The organism is Paenibacillus sp. J31R109 (assembly GCF_059692055.1).
The window spans coordinates 214,069-234,160 of record NZ_JCAUAR010000005.1 but is presented as its reverse complement, the minus strand read 5'-3'; the positions used below and the strand labels follow the sequence as shown (position 1 = coordinate 234,160).

General features: G+C 45.0%; 13 protein-coding genes. 3 read left to right on the top strand and 10 right to left on the bottom strand.

Annotation, left to right across the window (positions count from 1 at the left end):
• Positions 1 to 2 precede the first annotated feature (2 nt).
• Complete coding sequence (locus AC58QT_RS16220; protein ID WP_497409902.1) at positions 3 to 1,442, bottom strand: SWIM zinc finger family protein; 1,440 nt, start codon at positions 1,440 to 1,442, stop codon at positions 3 to 5.
• A gap of 239 nt (positions 1,443 to 1,681) precedes the next feature.
• Here AC58QT_RS16220 and AC58QT_RS16215 point away from each other — a divergent pair, with 239 nt between their 5' ends.
• A complete protein-coding gene (locus tag AC58QT_RS16215) occupies positions 1,682 to 3,130 on the top strand; it encodes a PAS domain S-box protein (protein ID WP_497409901.1) in 1,449 nt (482 codons plus the stop codon).
• Between the two features lie 75 nt (positions 3,131 to 3,205).
• Here AC58QT_RS16215 and AC58QT_RS16210 read toward each other — a convergent pair whose 3' ends face one another.
• Complete coding sequence (locus AC58QT_RS16210) at positions 3,206 to 4,591, bottom strand: aminotransferase-like domain-containing protein (protein ID WP_497409900.1); 1,386 nt, start codon at positions 4,589 to 4,591, stop codon at positions 3,206 to 3,208.
• 141 nt (positions 4,592 to 4,732) lie between these two features.
• Between AC58QT_RS16210 and blaOXA the strand changes: the two genes are divergently transcribed.
• Entirely contained in the window at positions 4,733 to 5,536 is an 804-nt protein-coding gene (blaOXA, locus tag AC58QT_RS16205; RefSeq protein ID WP_497409899.1) for a class D beta-lactamase, read from the top strand.
• Between the two features lie 7 nt (positions 5,537 to 5,543).
• Here the strand turns inward: blaOXA and AC58QT_RS16200 are convergent, their stop codons facing one another.
• Positions 5,544 to 6,524, bottom strand: a complete 981-nt coding sequence (locus AC58QT_RS16200) for a helix-turn-helix transcriptional regulator (protein ID WP_497409898.1) — start codon at positions 6,522 to 6,524, stop codon at positions 5,544 to 5,546.
• A 97-nt stretch (positions 6,525 to 6,621) separates the two neighbouring features.
• Here AC58QT_RS16200 and AC58QT_RS16195 point away from each other — a divergent pair, with 97 nt between their 5' ends.
• Complete coding sequence (locus tag AC58QT_RS16195) at positions 6,622 to 6,909, top strand: epoxide hydrolase N-terminal domain-containing protein (RefSeq protein WP_497410039.1); 288 nt, start codon at positions 6,622 to 6,624, stop codon at positions 6,907 to 6,909.
• A gap of 143 nt (positions 6,910 to 7,052) precedes the next feature.
• Here AC58QT_RS16195 and AC58QT_RS16190 read toward each other — a convergent pair whose 3' ends face one another.
• The 7 genes from AC58QT_RS16190 to AC58QT_RS16160 all read right to left on the bottom strand — a co-directional run bounded on the left by AC58QT_RS16190 (position 7,053) and on the right by AC58QT_RS16160 (position 20,044).
• Positions 7,053 to 8,165 carry a glycoside hydrolase family 88 protein gene (locus tag AC58QT_RS16190; protein ID WP_497409897.1) on the bottom strand — a complete coding sequence of 371 codons (1,113 nt, stop codon included), beginning with the start codon at positions 8,163 to 8,165 and terminating at the stop codon, positions 7,053 to 7,055.
• A gap of 21 nt (positions 8,166 to 8,186) precedes the next feature.
• Positions 8,187 to 9,794 carry a response regulator gene (locus tag AC58QT_RS16185; RefSeq protein WP_497409896.1) on the bottom strand — a complete coding sequence of 536 codons (1,608 nt, stop codon included), beginning with the start codon at positions 9,792 to 9,794 and terminating at the stop codon, positions 8,187 to 8,189.
• Positions 9,795 to 9,802: 8 nt separating this feature from the next.
• Positions 9,803 to 11,530 carry a sensor histidine kinase gene (locus AC58QT_RS16180; protein ID WP_497409895.1) on the bottom strand — a complete coding sequence of 576 codons (1,728 nt, stop codon included), beginning with the start codon at positions 11,528 to 11,530 and terminating at the stop codon, positions 9,803 to 9,805.
• 117 nt (positions 11,531 to 11,647) lie between these two features.
• Positions 11,648 to 12,526: a carbohydrate ABC transporter permease gene (locus AC58QT_RS16175; protein WP_310225571.1), complete on the bottom strand. Its 879-nt coding sequence runs from the start codon at positions 12,524 to 12,526 to the stop codon at positions 11,648 to 11,650.
• Positions 12,527 to 12,538: 12 nt separating this feature from the next.
• On the bottom strand, positions 12,539 to 13,495 hold the full coding sequence (locus tag AC58QT_RS16170; RefSeq protein ID WP_497409894.1) for an ABC transporter permease: 957 nt from the start codon (positions 13,493 to 13,495) through the stop codon (positions 12,539 to 12,541).
• Positions 13,496 to 13,598: 103 nt separating this feature from the next.
• Positions 13,599 to 15,308 carry an extracellular solute-binding protein gene (locus AC58QT_RS16165; protein WP_497409893.1) on the bottom strand — a complete coding sequence of 570 codons (1,710 nt, stop codon included), beginning with the start codon at positions 15,306 to 15,308 and terminating at the stop codon, positions 13,599 to 13,601.
• A 101-nt stretch (positions 15,309 to 15,409) separates the two neighbouring features.
• A complete protein-coding gene (locus AC58QT_RS16160; protein WP_497409892.1) occupies positions 15,410 to 20,044 on the bottom strand; it encodes a polysaccharide lyase family 8 super-sandwich domain-containing protein in 4,635 nt (1,544 codons plus the stop codon).
• Between the last annotated feature and the right edge of the window lie 48 nt (positions 20,045 to 20,092).

Sequence of the window (20,092 nt, the reverse complement as noted above, 5' to 3'; positions counted from 1 at the left end):
CATCAATAGAGCAAGCGAACGACTTCATTCGTCGTTACGATGCTTAATGGCTGTGCTTCAAGTCTGTTATGTTGCCAGTTGTGCTCGAACATAACCAGCATCACCTGATTCTGTAAGAACGCTTTATTTACCATAGGCAGCAAATGTGTCGTAGGCTCACTGAGATATGGAATATCTAGTAGTGGCAGTTGCTTACCTTGTTCATCAATAAGTACATAGGAAGTTTCACTCTTTTTCATATCCGCAAATTGCAACAATACGACTGGGCGCTTGTCCGAAAGCGGATTTTTAATCTGGTTCTTTACGATTTTAATCATTTCCGGGAATGACTTGTGAGCTGAAGAACGAATTGTCTGAAAATCTTGTGAGTCAGCATCTCGGAACGCTGCTTCTTCCCAACGCACCCTCGTGTTAAGCTCACCTGGGTATTGGGCTAGTTCTTTCGCTTTGACGACTCCAAAGACAGAGTCATCTTCACGTATGTATTTCGCTGCACGGAAGGGTCGATACGTTCTTGTAAAATGAATCTGTCCGCTTAGTAAGTCTGACCAGTATCCTTCATCTATGTACTCGCCTCTAGCATGATCTGTGTAGGATCGGAACGATAACTGCACTAATTCTGAGGAATCGCTGCGAACGCGACCAAGCTCCCGCAGTTCTGCGATTTGCCAGGCATGCCCAAGCCACTCTTCCAACGTTGATTCCGTATCCATAGGAAGATCTGGATTTTCCAATCTACGGTTGAGATACTCTCTACTTTTCTTAATCAACGCTTGCAGGATGGTAAGCTGCTCAATCACATTTGTGTAGACGGTCTCCCGATCTGCCTCTGCATGAAACTGAAGGTTCACATCACGAAGTGCCGTTTGAACCCCTGGAATATAATAGTTACCAAGCTGTTTAGCCTGATCTTCAACGGTTTTCAGTACCTTTTTGTCCAGGCTTCCCAGCCCTGACTGTACAAGCTGCAAGATAAGCTTCTCTGCAATGCTGATTCCTTCTAACTGTGCCGCTATTTTCTTCAATAAAGCTGACTTATTCGTCTTTCGCTTAACCACCGGCGCATCCAGGTCTACGGGTTCTTTCTTCTTCTCCTCCCGCTTCTCCGCCTTTTCCCGCTTATCCACGATATCTTGAGGCACAGATGCCGTAGTAAATGATTTGCCTGACGTATAGGCATACATCAAACCTAGATTGTGTTTGCATGGAAATTGGCGGCTCGGGCATGAACAGCGAAACACGGGATTCCCCTCTTTTGCCATATCGACCGAGCATTGATACGGGTCTTTTCCACTCCCTTTACACTCTCCAAAAATAATCGTGCTGTCCTCCGATTGACATAACAGCGGAAAACTATTTTTTTTCACCAAATCCTTGCCGTTCTTGATTGCACTGCTGTTCTGAGCCAAACTATCTACATAGGATTCCGTTAAATAATTCATCTTGTACCCCTCACAACTTGGTTATATAAACCATTTCCACAGCTTTCCTAAATTTCCTTTTTCATGGGTATGGCAATCCTGCCTCAAATAGAACTATGGATTGGGAAATGATAAAAAGAGGATTTCTCCTCTGACTTTTCGCACCACTTTTTTTAGTCACATATATTCATTTGAATTAAAATTACTGTTATAATGCCCTTGTCAGGTTATTCATGTAGCTACGTTAAAGGGAGGATCGGATGTTATCTCAATTCAACGACCATAGTCTTCTCTTACGTTCATTTGAAAAATCGCCAATTGGCGTGGCGTTTATTTCTTTAGATGGAAGCCTTTTTAAGGTTAATTCCTCTTTTTGCCAAATGTTGGGATATAGTGAAAGTGAATTAGTAGAACTCGGTGTCGCAGCCGTCACTCATCCTGAAGATTTACAGGCAGATCTGGCATTGTGGTATAGAGTGGTACAAGGTGAAATTGATGGCTATCAATTAGAAAAACGATATATACATAAATCTGGTGCCATTGTGTGGGGGCTTCTCAATGTTACTTTAGTAAGAAACCAGCAGGGACTCACTGAAAGTGGCATATCCATCTGTCAAATTGTTGATATTACCAAACAAAAAAACAATGAAGAAGAGTATAAAAAGATTGAAGAACTGCACAAGCTTATTTCCGAACATTCACAGGACGTTATTTTGCGTTTAACGCCAGACGGCATCATCTCGTACGTCTCCCCAGCAGTTCGTAATCAGCTCGGATATGAGCCAGATGAACTCATTGGAACATCTGCCTATGATTATTGGCATCAAGATGATCTGAACTCCAACTTGTTAAAGAACGGTTATGCTAATAACGCGGATAGCCGAATATATGTTTATCGTGTTCGGCATAAAAGCGGTCAGTATATTTGGCAAGAAGCACACTCTAAAAGAATAAGAAATGCAGCAGGAGAGCTTCAACACGTAATCAGTATGGGGCGTGATATTACAGAACGGATGCAATCTGAAGAATTAATTCGCAGATCTGAGAAACTTTCCTTGGTTGGCGAACTTGCAGCTGGCATTGCCCATGAAATTAGAAATCCCTTGACTAGTTTACGAGGATTTATGCAACTGTATGTCAAAGAGGATATTGACGGTACAAACCATTTACGTAATGAAGTCATGTTATCAGAAATTGACCGAATCAACGAAATAGTAAGTGAGCTTTTAGTGTTAGCTAAACCTTCAAATGAAGCTTATGAGCTAAGGAACGTGGTCCATGAATTAATTCACGTCATCACATTATTCGAAGGACAAGCCAACCTTTATAACGTTCAAATAAAGAAAGATTTTGATACCGAATTATCACTCCTTCAGTGTCAGCGCAGTATCAATCAAGTATTTGTCAATATTCTAAAGAATGCGATTGAATCCATGCCTAAAGGCGGGGAAGTGGTCATACAAACCAAGCAAATCAACGGTAAAATCCACATTCGAATTCAAGACTCCGGCTATGGCATCCCACAAAGTGAAATAAACAAGATTGGAAGTCCTTTTTTTACTACGAAAGAAACAGGAACAGGATTGGGTTTAATGGTTTCCATGCGGATTATCCAAAATCATAAGGGAACTATACGAATCGAAAGTGAAGTTGGGAAAGGGACTATGGTTGAAGTGATATTGCCAATCGTTACTCTTTCTGAATCCTAAGTGAATGACGATAGGAGGCTGTCTCAAAAGTTGATCTAGACTTTTGGGGAACAGCCTCTTTTTAATTACCAAACATTATCGTGACACAAACCTGACTTCCGACCGCTGTCGAAGCAGCTCTCGAATTCCGTCTCCGATGCGCCGAATGCCGGGCTCAATAAGTCTGTCCTCCACCTGCGAGACGCTCAACCGGAGGATACCCTCCTGTCGAAACTCCGGCAGGTACATCCGTTGGGCAGGATCAACCCGGACCCCGCGCTCCAGCAGGTAGTCAGCTGCAGCCTGTGCCCGGAGCGATGCCGGCAGTCCGATCGTGGTATAGAAGCCGGAGGATGAACGGGTATAAGCCGTTTCTGGCGGTAAATACCTGCCGTAGGCTTCTTGCAGCAGCACCGCTTTCCGGCGGTAAATCTCTCGCATCCGGCCGATGTGGGCGGTGAACATACCGCTCTCGAGGTACACCTCCAGCGCCCCTTGCGTCAGCAGGGGCGAATGCACGTCAGCTGCGGACTTTGCCTGCAAGAAAGCCTCCCGCAGCCCATCAGGTAAGACAGCCAGCCCGAGACGCAATCCGGGAAGCATGACTTTGGAAAAGCTTTTTACATAGATGATCCGTCCGGACGGATCATACGCGAACATGGGGTCGTTCCTCGCATCGCCATCCAAGTCCCCCATGTAATCATCCTCAATGATGTACACATCATATCGCTGAGCGAGCTCAACCATGCGCTTACGGGCTTCGTTCGTGTGGCTGTACCCGGTCGGGTTGTGAAATCGCGAAACGGTGTAAAAGAACTTGACGTTCCCTTCCCGAAAGAACGCCTCCAACCGCTCCAGATCCATACCACCTTCTTCGTACGTGATGCCGTACACTTCTCCCTCATATCCCCGCAGCGATTCGATCATACCAGGATGTACGGGCTGTTCCACAACGATGTTCCCCTTGCCGTTCGGAAAAGGCAGCCCCACCACCACATTCAATGCCTGCTGCGAGCCTGTCACCACATAAATACGCTCTGGAACTGTGAATACTTGCAGATCCCTTAGATGCCGTGCCAGCTGGAATCGCAGCGATGCGAGACCCTGTCCCTCCGAATACGTGAACATATCTTCGCGGTATCTCTCGATCGCCTCGTTCATGCAGATCTGAAAATCCCGATAAGGCATCGCATTTCGGTCCGGCCCCGCCCATTCGAAATCGATGATACCCTGCGACCCCGCTGAGTTTCTTGTCTCCTCCCCGCCTTGGTGGCGATGCGCGACATAATAACCGCTCTGTGGCACGGCATAGATTCGGTGAGTTTGCTCGAGCTCTCTGTACGCCCGAATCACCGTATTGCGACTACAGGCGAACGCATCCGCCCCTTCCCGAATGGACGGCAGCTTGTCCCCTGGCATCCGCTTCCCAGCCTTCATCTCTTGCAAAAGTTGTTCCACAATCACTTCATACAGCATCTCCATTTGTACGCCTCCCAACAAACTGTATGGGTACAATCACCGCAAACATCGGTGCAGCCCAGCCGTAAATTGCTCTATACTCAGTGTTGTCGACACGAGCCATTCTACTATTTCATTATGAAGAAGCTGAAGGAGGAATTCAATTTGCTTACTTGGACAAAGAAAAACAAAGTCGGCCTGGCACTCGCCACCCTACTATTCGCCGGTGGAACGGCCCTTGCCGCACTTCCTGTACACGCTGCACCGAAAGAGTCGAAGCTCTCTTGCCAAGAGCTGTTCCATGATGTGCAAGGTACAATCGTCATTAAAAACCTGAAGACAGACCGCACCTTCGTCTGCAATCCCGAGCGTAGCCAACAGCAGTTCACACCAGAGTCGTCATTTAAGGTACCGAATGCGCTCATCGGTCTCGAAGTGGCTGCGGTTCAGGATGAATACGATGTGAAGAGGTGGGACGGCGTCGTCAGACCATTTGAGGTTTGGAACCGCGACCTTTCTCTGGCTTCGGCCATGCGGGCATCTGCAATCTGGTATTACCAAGCGATGGCCCGGGACATCGGCGCCGAGCGGATGAAGCGTTATGTCGATCGTATACATTATGGCAATATGGATATTAGCGGAGGGATCGATACCTTTTGGTTGAACAGCTCGCTAAAGATCTCCGCAGAAGAGCAGGTCGGCTTCATGGAAGATCTGGTGGAAGAGACACTCCCTTTCCAGGAGCAGACGATGAAGACCGTCAAGCGAATCATGATCGATAACGACCAGGACGATTACACGGTGCATGGCAAAACGGGGACACGCCTGTCTGACATGGGACTCGGCTGGTATGTGGGTTATGTCGAGCGCGGGAAGACCGACTGGGTGTTCGCAACTAACGTAGACAGCAGTGGGACGACCGCCAAGACAGTTACTATGGAAGCCTTGAAGCGCCTCGGCATTCTATGAGCACCGACTACTGTAAGGAATCAGAGTTGGTGGTCCATATTTCGCTCGAATCCTTATAGTTATTCGCGATCTGCTCCCCTTGGCTTTTAATTTGTTCAGCTACAAAAGCAGGTTCAAGCACACGAACATCTGAACCATAACTAAGGATCATACCGTACATCCAATGATTATTGGGATAGCTGACCCTGACGAGCAAGGATTCATCTTCCTGAATCTCAACATTGTCCAGACCGAAGGCCTCCTCCACCCTCACTCTCAAACGTGACTGAAAATGGAGCAATAGTGGAACGGATGGCCCGGTCTCCTGATTGCCCCATCGCGCGTCAAGCTCGCTCATTCCAACACCTCTGTTTGGAAAGTGCTCCAAATGGATTCGTAAGCTGCTTATTCTGGAGAGTCGAAAAGTTCGGTAGTCACCGCGCAGCCTGCAATAGGCATACAAGTACCACGCGTATCCTTTCCAGGCTAACCCGATGGGTTCGACTTCCCTCTGTTCCACAGCACCATCTGAATTCGTATATACAAATGAGACAACCTTCCTTATTTTGGAAGCTTGACGCAGCGAGGCTAGCATGGATTTATCCTTAATCCCTCCCCCATGCCAAAGGTTCGTATCAAACAGGAGTGTCTCGCCTGACTCTTCCATTTGGTGTTGTTCAGACCTTGCCACAAGCGCCTTAACTTTAGTTAATAAATCGTCCATCTCGTTATCGTTAAGGGAGGCTTGTACGCCTTTTAGCGCTACCAGAATCGACTGCAAATCGTCAAACGTCACAATTTGCCGATCAATCCGGAATTGCTCCATGATCTCATAGCCGCCATCATTTCCCGTGAAAGATACGATGGGAATACCAGCGGAATTGATCGTCTCCAAATCACGATAAATTGTCCGAACTGTTACCTCAAACTTATCTGCAAATGTTTGGGCGTTAACCCGCCGCTGACTTAATAATATCATCGTAATGCCGAGCAGGCGCTGAATTTTCAATAGGATCTCTTCCCCTTTGCAATCGTTAACTAAGTCCATTGTATCAGAAAAAAACAAAAAGTTCCTGACAAAATGTTGTCAGGGACAATGACTTACAATAAATTGGGGAACAGCTTTCAACTGGCGTGAGCAGGAAGCTCGTCTGAATGAGCTCCCGCAATTTACGACCACCCTTGACGGTTGGCCAGGATCACCTGTCGAGTTTCTTGATCTCATTGGTCCCCTTACCGATCCGACCTCCTATGGTGGCAATGCAGAAGACGCCTTTCACCTTGTCATCCCATCGATTTCAGGCTTTGGTTTATCGGACTGCTCGCTTGGACAGCTGAATTGTTCTATGGATTTGGCGATGCGGTGGGGGCTGTTGATCGAGACCGTTTCTTAACCAATCTAATGCTATATTGGCGACACATTTTGCTGCTATCGACGCGACGGATTTAATGATAAGTGATATCCGCACGTTCTTCCGTGGGTTGCTGTAAAATCAACCATTAAAAGGCTGCCGTAACGAATCGGCAGCCTTTCCCCTTACACCTTTAGCTTCTTCAACTTTAATAACGCTTCAACAAAATAATAATCCCCATAGATCAGCGAGGTGTCTACAAATATATCTTGCATGAAATATCCCGTCGCATGCAGCAGTAATCCCTGGGGCTCATCCTGCCAATCCGCATAGTGATGTGCAAGTGAATACAGTATCTCCTCCGCTGCTTGCTGATAAAGTAATTTCTCATCACCCATCCCGAGAGCGGCGATTTCAAGTAGTCCGGAAGCTGCAATAGCAGCAGCTGATGAATCGCGTGGCGCATCTTGACCCTGCTGCTCGGGCAGGCGAAAATCCCAATATGGCACCTTATCCGCGGGCAAATGGTCCAGGAAGAAGTGCGCTACACGCTTTGCAGCAGCTACATATTTCTCTTTGCCTGTATATCTATAGCTGAGTGCAAATCCATAAAGTGCCCAAGCCGCTCCTCTTGACCAGGCAGAATCTGCGGCATAGCCTTGACCCGCCAACGCTCCCACACGTGCGCCTGTCTCCGGGTCGAAAGCCACAATATGATGGACCGATCCATCTTGTTGCATAAAATGATTGAGCACCATATCGGCGTGCAGCTCTGCCATATGACGATAACGTGGATCGGCAATCGTTTCTGAAGCCCAATATAAGAGAGGCAAATTCATCATACAATCGATGATTGCCCAACCGCTGTGATCTTCGCCACCCCAATTTGGCCATGCGCGAATGAAGGAACCGACAGGATTAAATCTTCCGGCAAGCAGATTGGCCGCCATCAAGGCGTGTCGTTTTGCATCCTCATCAGCCAAAAACTCATACTGCTTCATACTGCTTAGACCGAACATAAAACCCATGTCATGATGTAAATGCTCATATTCCCATAAGGTTTGACTAATTTGCCTTTCGCAGTCTACAGCCAACGATTTTAACCGTTCATTGTTCGTTTCACCATAAACCAACCAGAGTATTCCCGGCCAAAAACCGGCTACCCAATCATGGGCTGGCGAAGTGACGTAACGGCCATTCTCGGTTCCATTCGGAAACGATGCACCCAAGGTGTGACTTGTTTTTTCAATTTTATCAACAACCCGTTCCCATGCCTTCTCTACCCATGTGTTGTCCATGTGGCACTCCCCTCGCGCTTATTATTGCTTCCGAAAGCTGTCCGGCGTCACGCCGTAATAATGTTTAAATCGCCGAATAAAATGCTGTGGGCTTTGATATCCGACTTTTTCTGTAATCTCATATATTTTAAAGGAGGTCTTTTCAAGCAGTCTCTTCGCTTCTTCCATCCGTGCATGCAAAATGTATTCACTCAAATTTAAGCCGGTAATCTCTTTATATATTTTTGATAAGTAGACGGCATGCAGATAGACATGTTCACTAATCGATTGCAAGGTAACATCCTTGGATAGATTTTGCTCAATATACGCATGAATTTTATTGACGAGCTGGAGATGATTCTCATCATCAACGGGTGAATCTTGCTCTATGAGCGCTTCCAGAATGAGGCTACACCATGCTTTCAATTGTTTCGCGGAATGAATTACACTGTGTTCTTTATGAACGGAGCCAATCCCGATAATATCTTCCAAGACTTTGCCTTTCTTATGGGCCAAAAAGGTAAAGCAGCTCAACACATGCAAGTAGGCTTCTCGCAGATGAGCGCGGGAATCCGCTTGTTTCTGCTCTAATTCTTGAAAAATGGCATGCAATTTCTCATTTAACTTATCGAGATTGTTGCTATCCATCAGTTGGATCAGCATCGGAGCTTGATACAAAGTTCGCAAAGGCTCCACTCCGCGGCTAATGACATTTTGCCTACTTAAGATAAAAACTCCCTGTCGCTCTGAAGAACTCATAGCAGAAGAGATAACCGAAGTATAGCAAGCCTGGACTTCTTCAGGAAATTGAGCCGGTGTAGAGAGGTAGATCGCCACCTTGCCTTTGAGATACCGATTTACCTGCTCCAACAACAGGTTGGCAATCGACAGCAGCCCTTCCTCGTGCCAAGCAGCACCTTCGGCATGTACCGGCTTGAGCATCAGGGTGATATTTTCTTGCGGTGCTCTCCTTGTCCACAGACTGAAATGACTTTGGAGCAATTCCTCTGCTATATTCGAAACCGCATACTCTAATAATTGCATATCTGAGAGATTATAAGATTCATAGAAATGCGGATCGAATTGAATCACCATGAATCGAATCTCATCGCCACAGGCAAATGGAATTTGATACATCTCCACTTTCTCTGTCAGTTGCTTAGAAGAGATTTTTGCTCCTTGCAAAAGATCATGTAATAAATTCTCTTTTAGAAGTGGTAAATTTTGATGCAGGATCGCATTGGCCTGTTCAAAAGCTTGCGAATGTTGTAACTCATTCTGACGCTTGCTGATGATGCGGCTTACAGCGTCGATGAGCAATTGATCGCGCACAGGTTTAATCAGGTACTCCAGCGCATGCAGCTCGATCGCCTTCTTCGCATACTCGAATTCGGCATAGCCTGTCAACAGAATGGCATCAATCTTCCGGTTGGATTCGTTAATGCGTTCTAATAACTCCAGACCACTCATGCCAGGCATACGAATATCTGTGATGACAATATCAATGGGATGTGTCTCCAGAATAGCCAGCGCCCCTTGGCCTTCATAGGCTTTATGAATCGTGGTTATCCCTAGCTCTTCCCAGGGTAATGTAACTGCTAACGTATCCACTTGATGCTTATGATCATCTACAATCAGTAATGAAAACATCTCTGAGCTCACTCCCCTGCTGCTTTCTCCCAGATCAACTCAATCCGCAATCCGCCTAGCGCCGAATTATCCAAACGCATTCGGGACCGCTGTCCAAAATAATAGTGGAAACGGTGATAGACATTCCAAACCCCTTTTTGCGGGGAATCATTGTGCTCATCTTCCGTCTTAAGCCTTAACTTAGTCAAAGCTTCGGCCGACAAGCCTGGCCCGTTATCCTCAATAATCAGCCGGTAGAGCGGACCGTCATCAAGACCAACAATGGTGATAAGGCCGTTCATCGAAATTTCCTCGAGTCCGTGTACGATCGCATTTTCAATGATAGGTTGAATGATTAGTTTGGGAATTTTCATTGCTTTCATTGTCTCTGGGACGGAAACAATATACCGAAATTTATCCAGTTGCTGATTCATAATATTCATATAATTAACAGCCAGCTCCAGCTCAGTGCCGAGTGTGGTCTCCAACGTCTCATTCCGGGTCGTATATTTATAGTAATCCCCCAAATTATGAGCCATCGCAATAACCGACTGAGGCTTGTTCATTTTTGCCATATTTACGATATACGCTAGGCAATTATACAGAAAATGAGGATTAATTTGCGATTGAAGCTGCTTCATCACAGCTTCTCTAGAGCGAATCTCTTCTACGTACACGCGTTTAATCAGTTCATCTATTTCTTTCGCCATATCGTTAAAGGAATCAAACAACTGTTTAAACTCATCTTTCCGCAAGCTTTGGATGCGATACGAGAAATTTTTGTTTTTGATATGCTCCGAGCTGCGGATTAAGATGCGAATCGGTACCTGGATATAAAAATACAAGAAATAAGCAGCCACCATACCGAGTAATAACAACAAAAACAGAATGAGATAAAATAAATTGCGACTATGATTCACCGGGTTGAGAATTTCCTCCAGGGGCTCAATATCAACCAAGCTCCAGTTTAACTTCTTAGATGGAAGCACATAGAGAATATATTTCTTTCCACTCAACTCGACGACCGTTGAACTCTTCTTCAACCCTTTTCCATCCTGAAAGGGAGACTTCTGCATCAACTGTTGAATGAGCGTCATATTCGCGGTACTGTTATACACAATTTGATCGGAACTGCCGTAGAAAAAGGCGTCACCGTTGCCGGCGATTTTAAACTCATCCAGTAAATTCGCAATATTTTTCGTAAAAAAATCAACACGTATAATGAAATCTGATTTCATGATATCCGTTGCTTCTGCCTGATACGGCGATATGAAAAACCGTGAAAACGCATCCGTTTTGACACCACTTATATCGACTTTCGTTAATTTCCAATTGGCTGTGTAATCCTTTAAGATCTCCACTTGATTCAATCCTGTTGAAGGTACTGTAGACAAAGCAAGGTCGATTTTCGGAAAATAGAGCGTAATAATGTTCATAATTTGATTGGTCATACTAAATAGGTTGAGCTTGCTTTCAATCGATTGAACCACACTTACGCGATCATAACTGGCAGGGGGCAATTCACCGTAGGCGACTTTTTTAATTTCTGGATCTTTGGTGACGAGCGTGGCGTAGATCATATTCTGATCCAATAAGCTTTCAATTCGGTTGAGAAAGTACGATAACTTTTCTTCATTCCGTGTATTAATTTGATTTTCAATGACATGTACACTTTGTTTATAGGAATAGGCGTAAAGGGCAAGAATGACGATTAAACTCATCACGATAAGAAGGATTACTCTCTTGATTAGATTCATTAGCCGGTGCTCCCTATCTTCCGTTTGCTCTATTATACCAATTGAAAGCTTATGATTGTAAAAATCATACAGTGAAAACAGCTCCTAGGATTGCCCTAACAGCCATTTCACTTTGATTTATTCTTTTACTGACCCCAGTGTCATCCCTTGTACGAAGTACTTTTGCAGAAAAGGATACACAAGCAAGATCGGAACTGTACCAATAAAGATCAGCGCTGATTTTAAAGAACGCTCCGATAATTTATTCAAATCCTCTGGATTAAGACCAATTTTCGTAAAATCAAAGCTGGCAATTAATGCTTGCAGAAAGGTAGCTAATGGAAAAAGCTCTGCTTTGTTCATATAAATCATGCCGTCAAACCAAGCATTCCAATGAAAAACCATCGTAAATAAGGACAATGTGGCAATGGATGGTAAAGAAATTGGCATGAATATCGTGAATAGAATTCGGAAATGTCCTGCTCCATCCATCATCGCTGCTTCTTGCAATTCCTTTGGTATTCCTCGGAAAAAATTCATCATTAGGACGACGTTGAAGACATTGACAGCCGAAGGCAAGATTAAGGCTAGTAGAGAATTAGTTAGCCCTATTTTCTGAACCACCAGATATGTTGGAATAAGTCCACCGTGGAAGAGCATCGTAAAGACAAAGAACCACGCATAGAAGGTTCTTCCTTTAAAGTAAAGATCCTCTTTCGACATCGAATACGCTGCCAGCATGGTCAGAAACATCGTAAGTGCTGTTCCAAGCACCGTCCTGAACACACTGACTTTGAAGGCAACCAGAAAGTTATTACTGTTCAAAGCTTTCTCGTATGCCGTGAGATTAAAGCCGACGGGCCAAAATTTAACTAAGTAAGCTGTCGTCGCATAGTCTGAACTAAAGGATACAGCCAAGACATGAACCATAGGAAGAATGCAGAGAAAAGCGGCAATCGATAGAAAAATATAGTTCGAGAATTGAAACATTTTCGTGGAGAACGATAATTTAATCATAGCTATATCCCCTCAGAAAATCCTGTAATTTGCATATTTAGATGCTAATTTGTACGTCGTAGCAATAAGAATAAATCCAATGATGGACTTGAAAAATCCAACTGCGGTTGCGAAACTGTACGAACCTTGTTGTAAACCAATCCGGTAGACATAGGTGTCTATAATATCGCCTTTTGGATAAACAAGTGGATTATAGGTGTTAAATACTTGATCAAATCCAGCATTCAGAATGTTGCCTAACGATAAAGTAACAATAACAATGGCTATAGGAATCACAGCTGGAATGGTAATGTGAATCGTTTTCTGCCAATTATTTGCACCGTCAATATCGGCAGCCTCATACATATTCGGATTAATACCTGCCATAGCAGCCAAATAGATGATCGTACCGAATCCAAAATCCTTCCACACATCACTGACGACAAGGGTAAAGCGATACCAGTTTCCGCTTCCCAGGAAGAAGATCTTATCCAAGCCTATCCCGACGAGAAGTTGATTGATCATCCCATTCGTAGACAACAGATCCGTAAGGATGCCACCGAGAATGACCCAGCTAATAAAATGAGGCAAGTAGACCAGCGATTGAATCACTCGCTTGAAGATGATGGCACGAACTTCATTCAACAGTAAGGCGAAAATGAAAGGCGCTAAGGAGCCTGCAATAATTTTGAGAATCGCAATGATCAGCGTATTCCAAATGACTTGCAAGGCCGTTGGATCGTGAAACATAAATGTAAAATGCTTCCATCCCACAAAAGGTGAACCAAAAAGGCCTAACCATGGTTTGAAGTCTTGAAAGCCAATTGCAAATCCGACCATCGGCGTATAGCTGAAAATGAGCAATAACACAACGGAAGGCAACAAGAACACATGTAGGGGCCATGTTTGTCTAAGATTGAGGAAGCCTTTTCTCTTTTTAAGGGGAATTGCCCGCTCTTGCAAAGCGTATTGTATCGTTTCCGATTTCATCCGATTCGTCTCCTATCGATCGTTAGGACTTCTCTATAAAAAGAAAATGCGGAGAACCCCAGTTACACCAGCACTCCGCATTTCTTATCACCTCATGGAACAATTACTTCAGGCTAGCCGTATATTCATTCACTTCTTTGGTAATTTGTGCGCCGCCTTGATCATTCCATTGCTTCACAAAGGTATCAAAATAGTCCGGTTTTTGTTTACCGTAAATGATTTGCAGGAAGGCTTGCTCTTCCAAGGCAATCAGCTGCTCCCACTTGTCTTTCATGGTCGGTGTATTTGCGCCAAAGAATCCGCTTTGCACATCTTTATTTAGCTGTTGAAAGGCAACTGCAAAGCCGTCAATCGTTAATTGGCCATTCTCGGCAGCTAGTTTTTGCTCAAAAATATTGTCTTTCTTCCCTGCTGCAACACGTTGGTAAATGTTAGGTCCTGACATGACATTCGTTGGAGCTGTTCCGGATCCTGGTGACATCAGCAGATAGGCATTCAAGCTCAATGTACCTTCGGGAATGTTCTTCCAATCCGGCTTTCCATCTTTCATCACAAAGTCATAGCCTTCTCCCTTACCGTTAGCAAATGGACACTGCGCATCCTCAACCGAGCAGCCATACATCGTATCCCAATATTTAAAGATCGCTTCCATATTCTTAAATCCTTCACGGAAAACGTAATTCCCATAGGATGGCGGTGATGCCTGTCTTCCCACCTCGCCTTTAATTCCCGCTGGAATCGGATATGGTTTGAAATCCAAGGCTAGATTTTTGGTTTTGGCTTCTGTCACTGCCGTACCTACTGGCCAGCCGCCAGCCCATCCTGGCGCAAAAGCGATTCCAGCTTTACCTGAAGTAAAGTCTGCCATAGCTTTCGCTGCGTCTTGCGTACCGAAGTCAGGACTGATATACCCCTTACTGAACCATTCTTGTAACTTGCCTAAAGCATCCTTCACACTTGGCTTCGTTGAGCCGTATTGCAGCTTGCCATCTGTCCCCTTCAACCATTGGTACGGCTGATCTTGACCAAAGATAAACGAAGCATCCGACATGAAGTTCATCGTTGGTTTATGGTAGCCGGTGTTTGCCCCAAAGGCCATACCATACGTATCTTTTTTTCCATTGCCATCAGGATCCTTGTTTGTAAACGCATCCATGACCGCTTCATATTCTTGCACATTCGTTGGTGCTTTGAGATTTAACTTCTTGAGCCAATCCTCTCGGATCCACATCACGGTGTTCCCTACAATCCCATTGGACAGGGTAGGCAACCCATACAGTTTTCCGTTTCGTTTGACCAAATTCCATACTTCCGGATTTTTCTGATAGGATTCTTTCACCCTTGGCGTTGCATACTTCTCGAAGGCCTCGTCAATGGATTGAATTTTCTTGGAGGCAACAAGATCTTCAAACACGGTACCAGAGGCACTGAGAACGTCCGGCAATGCTTCGCCGCTTGTTAGAGCTAAACGAACTTTCGTTTCCAGCGCACTCGCATCCGTGACCACCCATTGATATTTCGTTACAATGCCTAGCGTGTCTTTAAACCAACGGGAGATTGGATTATTCTCAGGCGTGTCACCATTGCGCAGCTTATCGGATGGTTTTAGGGCAATCGCTGCTGTGATCGTAACCGGTGGATCAAACTTCGTTCGATCATTCTCCTTCGCTACAGTTGTCACGCTCTTCGTCGCCGCCGGACTTGCAGCAGGTGAAGTTGCTGGACTATCCTCCGCGCTGGAACAACCTGCTAAAATACTCATGCCAAGCACGATGCTTACTACTGCTTTTGGTGATGTGAACTTACGCTTCATGTTATTTGTATGCCCCCTTGTAAACTAACTATCTTACACTTTTATTATGGCATCCGGCCAAATGGAATGAAATGATCGAGATTTAAGATCATGAACTTTCGTTAATCATTCACTTCACTGAAAAACTCGACCTTGCCAATCTGTGGATTCCACACGTTGGCCGTATGCTGTTTGTAAACGATTTTTAAATATTGCGTTCCTGTCGGTAAGTTCCCGCTGTAGGTTCTCTTCAGCCATCTAACCAACAAATCGGTTTTCACAGGCGAAATCAGCGTATAGGTCACATTATCCCATGAACTATACAATTCAAAATCCGCCGATGGATCATAGGTCCAGAACCACGTATCGATGGCGTAGGATTTCATATCCATCTCTGGTGCAGCCTTATAGACAATAAATTCGTCTGTATTCGTATTTCGTGCTAACCGGGAACCATCTCCTCCAAATGCGACGGCATTTGAGGTGTCAAAATACAAATGACTGGAATGATCGTACATCTTGCTGAAATTATACACATCATCCGTCACAGTAGCACTTGTAGGCGTCGGCACTTTACTCGTCAGAGTTACTTTACCAATCTGAGCATTCCAAGCATTTGCTGAGTGCTGTTTATAAATGATTTTCAAATACTGCGTCCCTCTAGGCAAGGTACCGCTGTAGGTCACTTTATTCCAAGTACCTGTGACGGTTGCTTTAGCCGGCATATAAACCGTATAAGTCACATTATCTGGCGATACAGCAAACTCAAAATCTGTGGAGGTCTCGTAAGGCCAGAACCAGGTATCCGCACTAAAATTCCGCAGTTCCATGTCCGTTGCCGCTTTATATACGACATACTCGTCGCTGTTCGTAAGTCTGACTAATCGCGTAGCATCATCGCCAAATGCTTGAGGATTAGATCCGCTGATACTAAGGTTCGCGCTTCGTGCGAACATCTTGGTATAGTCGTACACATTGTCAACGACCGTAATGCTCGTAGGAGGAGGCAATTTACTCGTCAATGTGACTTCAGCAAGCTGCGGGTTCCATACATTGCTCGTATTGTGCATGTAAACAATTTTAAGATACTGCGTTCCCGTCGGCAGCACCCCGCTGTAGTTCACTTCTTTCCAGCCATTTGCGCCAGCTACTTTAGCTGGAGTGAAAGCTGTATAGGTGACATTATCCGGCGAGCTGTAAAACGCAAAGTCGGTTATAGCTTCATTTGCCCAGAACCATGCCTTTGCGGCAAATTCCGTGATATCTTTATTCGGCAATGCTTTGTAAATGATATATTCATTCGTGTTTTTGGTTCTAATTAACCGTGAGGTATCACCATTAAATGCTTCGGCTTGCCCGCGATCAAAACTTAAATTTGCACTGTGTGCAAAGGTTTGCGTAAAGTCATCCAACACATCCACAATGGTATCTGGAACCGGATCAACGGTATGCGTTGGAGGTGCTGTTGGTGTTGGCAAAGGCGTCGTAACGGACGTGTTAACTTGTAGTTTTATTTGATGAGATTTACCATCGCCAGCTTGGGTATTAACTTCGAACTTTATGGTAGGTGTAAGCTGTAGGACGGTTATACTTGAGTCTTTTTCAATCACAGATAGCCCAGCTTTATGAATTTCGTAAGTAACCTTTGCTTGCAAGTGTGTAGGGTCTGAAACAGCAATATCTAGGACACTGCCTTGATCCTTTAACATGATGGAGGATGGATTCGATGCCGTCAGATAGCTGAAAGTGCTTGGTGACCAGAAATTAGCCCCCAGGATTCCCTGTGTTTTCTCCTTCACGGCTTGCACATTCGTATTGTTAACTAGGATTTCAATATTAGGGTTCGTGCTGTAACTCGCGGTTTCCGCAGCTGTTTTATTCGGCAGTAAGACGTAGGCATAATCCTGATAGAATGGATTCGTCCCGTGATGCAGCCAAAGTGTCAGATAATTTTTACTTAATACAGTCGTAGGGCCGCCTTTATTGAGCTGTGACCAGCTGCCTTGCGAGACATTTCTCGACCCTTTCAAGGAAGTGGGTTGCGGGAAGTAGTAACCGCCAGTTCCCTCCAGATACGCATAAGACACATTACTCATCGTTTCTGTCCATCCTAATCCAGCAGGTTTCGTTACGCCATTCACAACGAGCTGCTCATCCCCTTTGACTTTTTTCGTGGCATGCAGTGGATCCAACACAGGCCCTGAAGCATCAGGGGCATATACTTGAATTTCGGAGACATGATTGGTTAGATCTGCGTCATTTCCATGGAAAATGAATTTGATGTATCTGGCCGTTGTATCCACCATATCATAGGCTATAATCTCCGATGATAGTACTGTGTTTTGGCCGCTGTAACTAGGTGTCCATGTCGTGCCGTCCACGGATGTTTGGATCTCAAAGGGGTAATGCTTCTCCGTACCTTGCTCAAAGCTGATCCCTACGTGTCCTACTGCTGTAGGGCTGCCTAAGTCAACTTGCAGCCACTGACCATCTCCAGTCGCCGACCAAAACGTACGAATATCATTATCATTCACTTGTGGAACATCGCTTGAACCTAAGCTACTCGTCACCCCATTCACATTCAATGCCGCAACAGTAGGAAGGATAAGGAGATTGCCCGCAGTACATGGCGCATAGATTTGCACTTCCGTGATACTGTTCCACGGCCCTGTTGAGTTCTGATGACCGATAATTTTGACATATCTGCCTTGGGTATCCGGAAAATCAACGATTTGTAGCTGTGCATCGCTCACGATGCTAGAAGTTCCGTTAAAGACTTGATCCCAAACTTGACCATCCTCGGAAACTAAGACTTCATAATTCGTCGTTCTTGCAGATTGAAGCATGAAGCTTATTCCGATATATCCAATGGATTGTATTTTACCAAGGTCATATTGAATCCATTGGCCATCTCCACTGGAGGACCATCTCGAACCAAAGTTATTGTCAAACGTATTTTCCGGTACATTGCCATCGTTCACACTATCTGTCACCGCATAAACTTTATGACGCAAGGGTTCGCTTCCAATAGGTGTGGATGGAGGTGAAGTGGGATCGATGCCTTGTGTAACTTGTGTCTTCGTGAGCATTCTATTTTCTACGGTTGTCTCGATGGTGCGGTTGTCGGTGCTTGTTATTCCTGTCCCCAGTGCAACCACTTCATCATCAAACATAAACCAGGATTTCTTGGCTTTTAACGTGCTTCCATATCCTTTCAAGTCCATACCAGCTGTTGCAAATTGGCCCTGTAATTCTGTTCCTCCTGCCCATGTTTTGGGACTCAGATACCCTGCGCCTTCCTCATCCGCTCTTGGCATCGTATCCACTGTCGTTCCCGGAAGTCGGTACTTATTTACAGTCGGCCAGTAGTCGGTAAACTGAAGCGGATCCTTGTTATAGAGATACGTCATGCCAGCACCTGTGTACCAGCCTTTCAAATTCTCACCATTGGTCGCTTCATATGTGCCAATGCGATGCGATGACATACTGACACCGAATCCAAACCCTGGACGCAGATGTACCACCTGATCCATGCCAGCATAGACCTTGGTTTGCACCTTTTCTCCTCTAGGCACAATGCTGTTATCACTCATGATCGCCTTGGCCAGAACCGTCGTACTTAAGTTAGCATCCTTGTAGAAATTAAATTGGGTATCCGCACCAATCCACGCTTTCACCATCGCTTTCATGCGTTGTGCATCAGCCGTAGGGGCACTCTGAGCTAAGCGGATAATCGAAGCTATTACATTATGGCCAACAACATGATCTTGCTCATAATTTCTGGAGATGGCTCTCCCTCTCGTCATATCCATCATGGCACCGTTATAAATGAGCGGTTCATACGAGTCATAGACCCATTTGTAAACATTTGCTCCACCTGTATAGGTAGGTTGCCAAGGCGAACTATTCAGTAAAAGCAGCAAATTCGTTAGTTCTTGCAGCAAACTTACGCCATAGCCTCCCGTGTAAGCGTAAACATTATGTTGGATAAAAGATCCATCCGTATAGAAACCATCCCCAGATGTCACATAATCAAACACCGGATTTAACGCATCTCTTGCTGACGTCAGCTTCGTGGAGGATTTTAGAATCACACCTAGCAAAGCAACAACTTGGCATTTCCAAACTAAATTTGCCCCTGTAGGTACATATTGCGCGTTGTTCACTTTGTTCGGATCAGGGGAGAACTTCTCAATCCCTTGCATGTAGTTGGTTATTTTTTGCGGTGTACTGATGAGATCATCATACATGAGTACAACAATATCATTAATATGTAGCGGTGTACCTATCTCCCAGTCCCACCAATTCCCATAAGCTGATTTCGTTTCATTGTAGCGATTGGTATACATCCAATCCATTGCATTAATAATATCAGCCTTCAGATCTTGATTTCCATATAAACTGGAACCAATCGTGCTGTAGGCAAGCGCCATTCCCTTTATTCGGAGGTAGCTCCCAGTAATATGGGAGGAATCGACTAAGCTGTTCAAATCGCTCCATAAGTAATTCTGATTAGGATTAATTTGCATCGTACTCCAGCTGGTTTGACTTATACTGTTCAGCTTAGACGCTATATCCGGATCTGATGTGTCTAACGAGGCGCCTCCTGTCAAATAATTCTTCCACCTGATCCGCATCGTATCATAATCATCATCTGCCGCATGCACCTGTGTAGCACTGAACAGTCCTACAGACGCAAAGATTACAACCGCCATCACTAATAAGAACACCTTCAATCCACTTTGTCTTGCCAGCATTACTCCACCACCATCTTTCCTTAGAATAGAAACGGGTTCGTTTCCCCA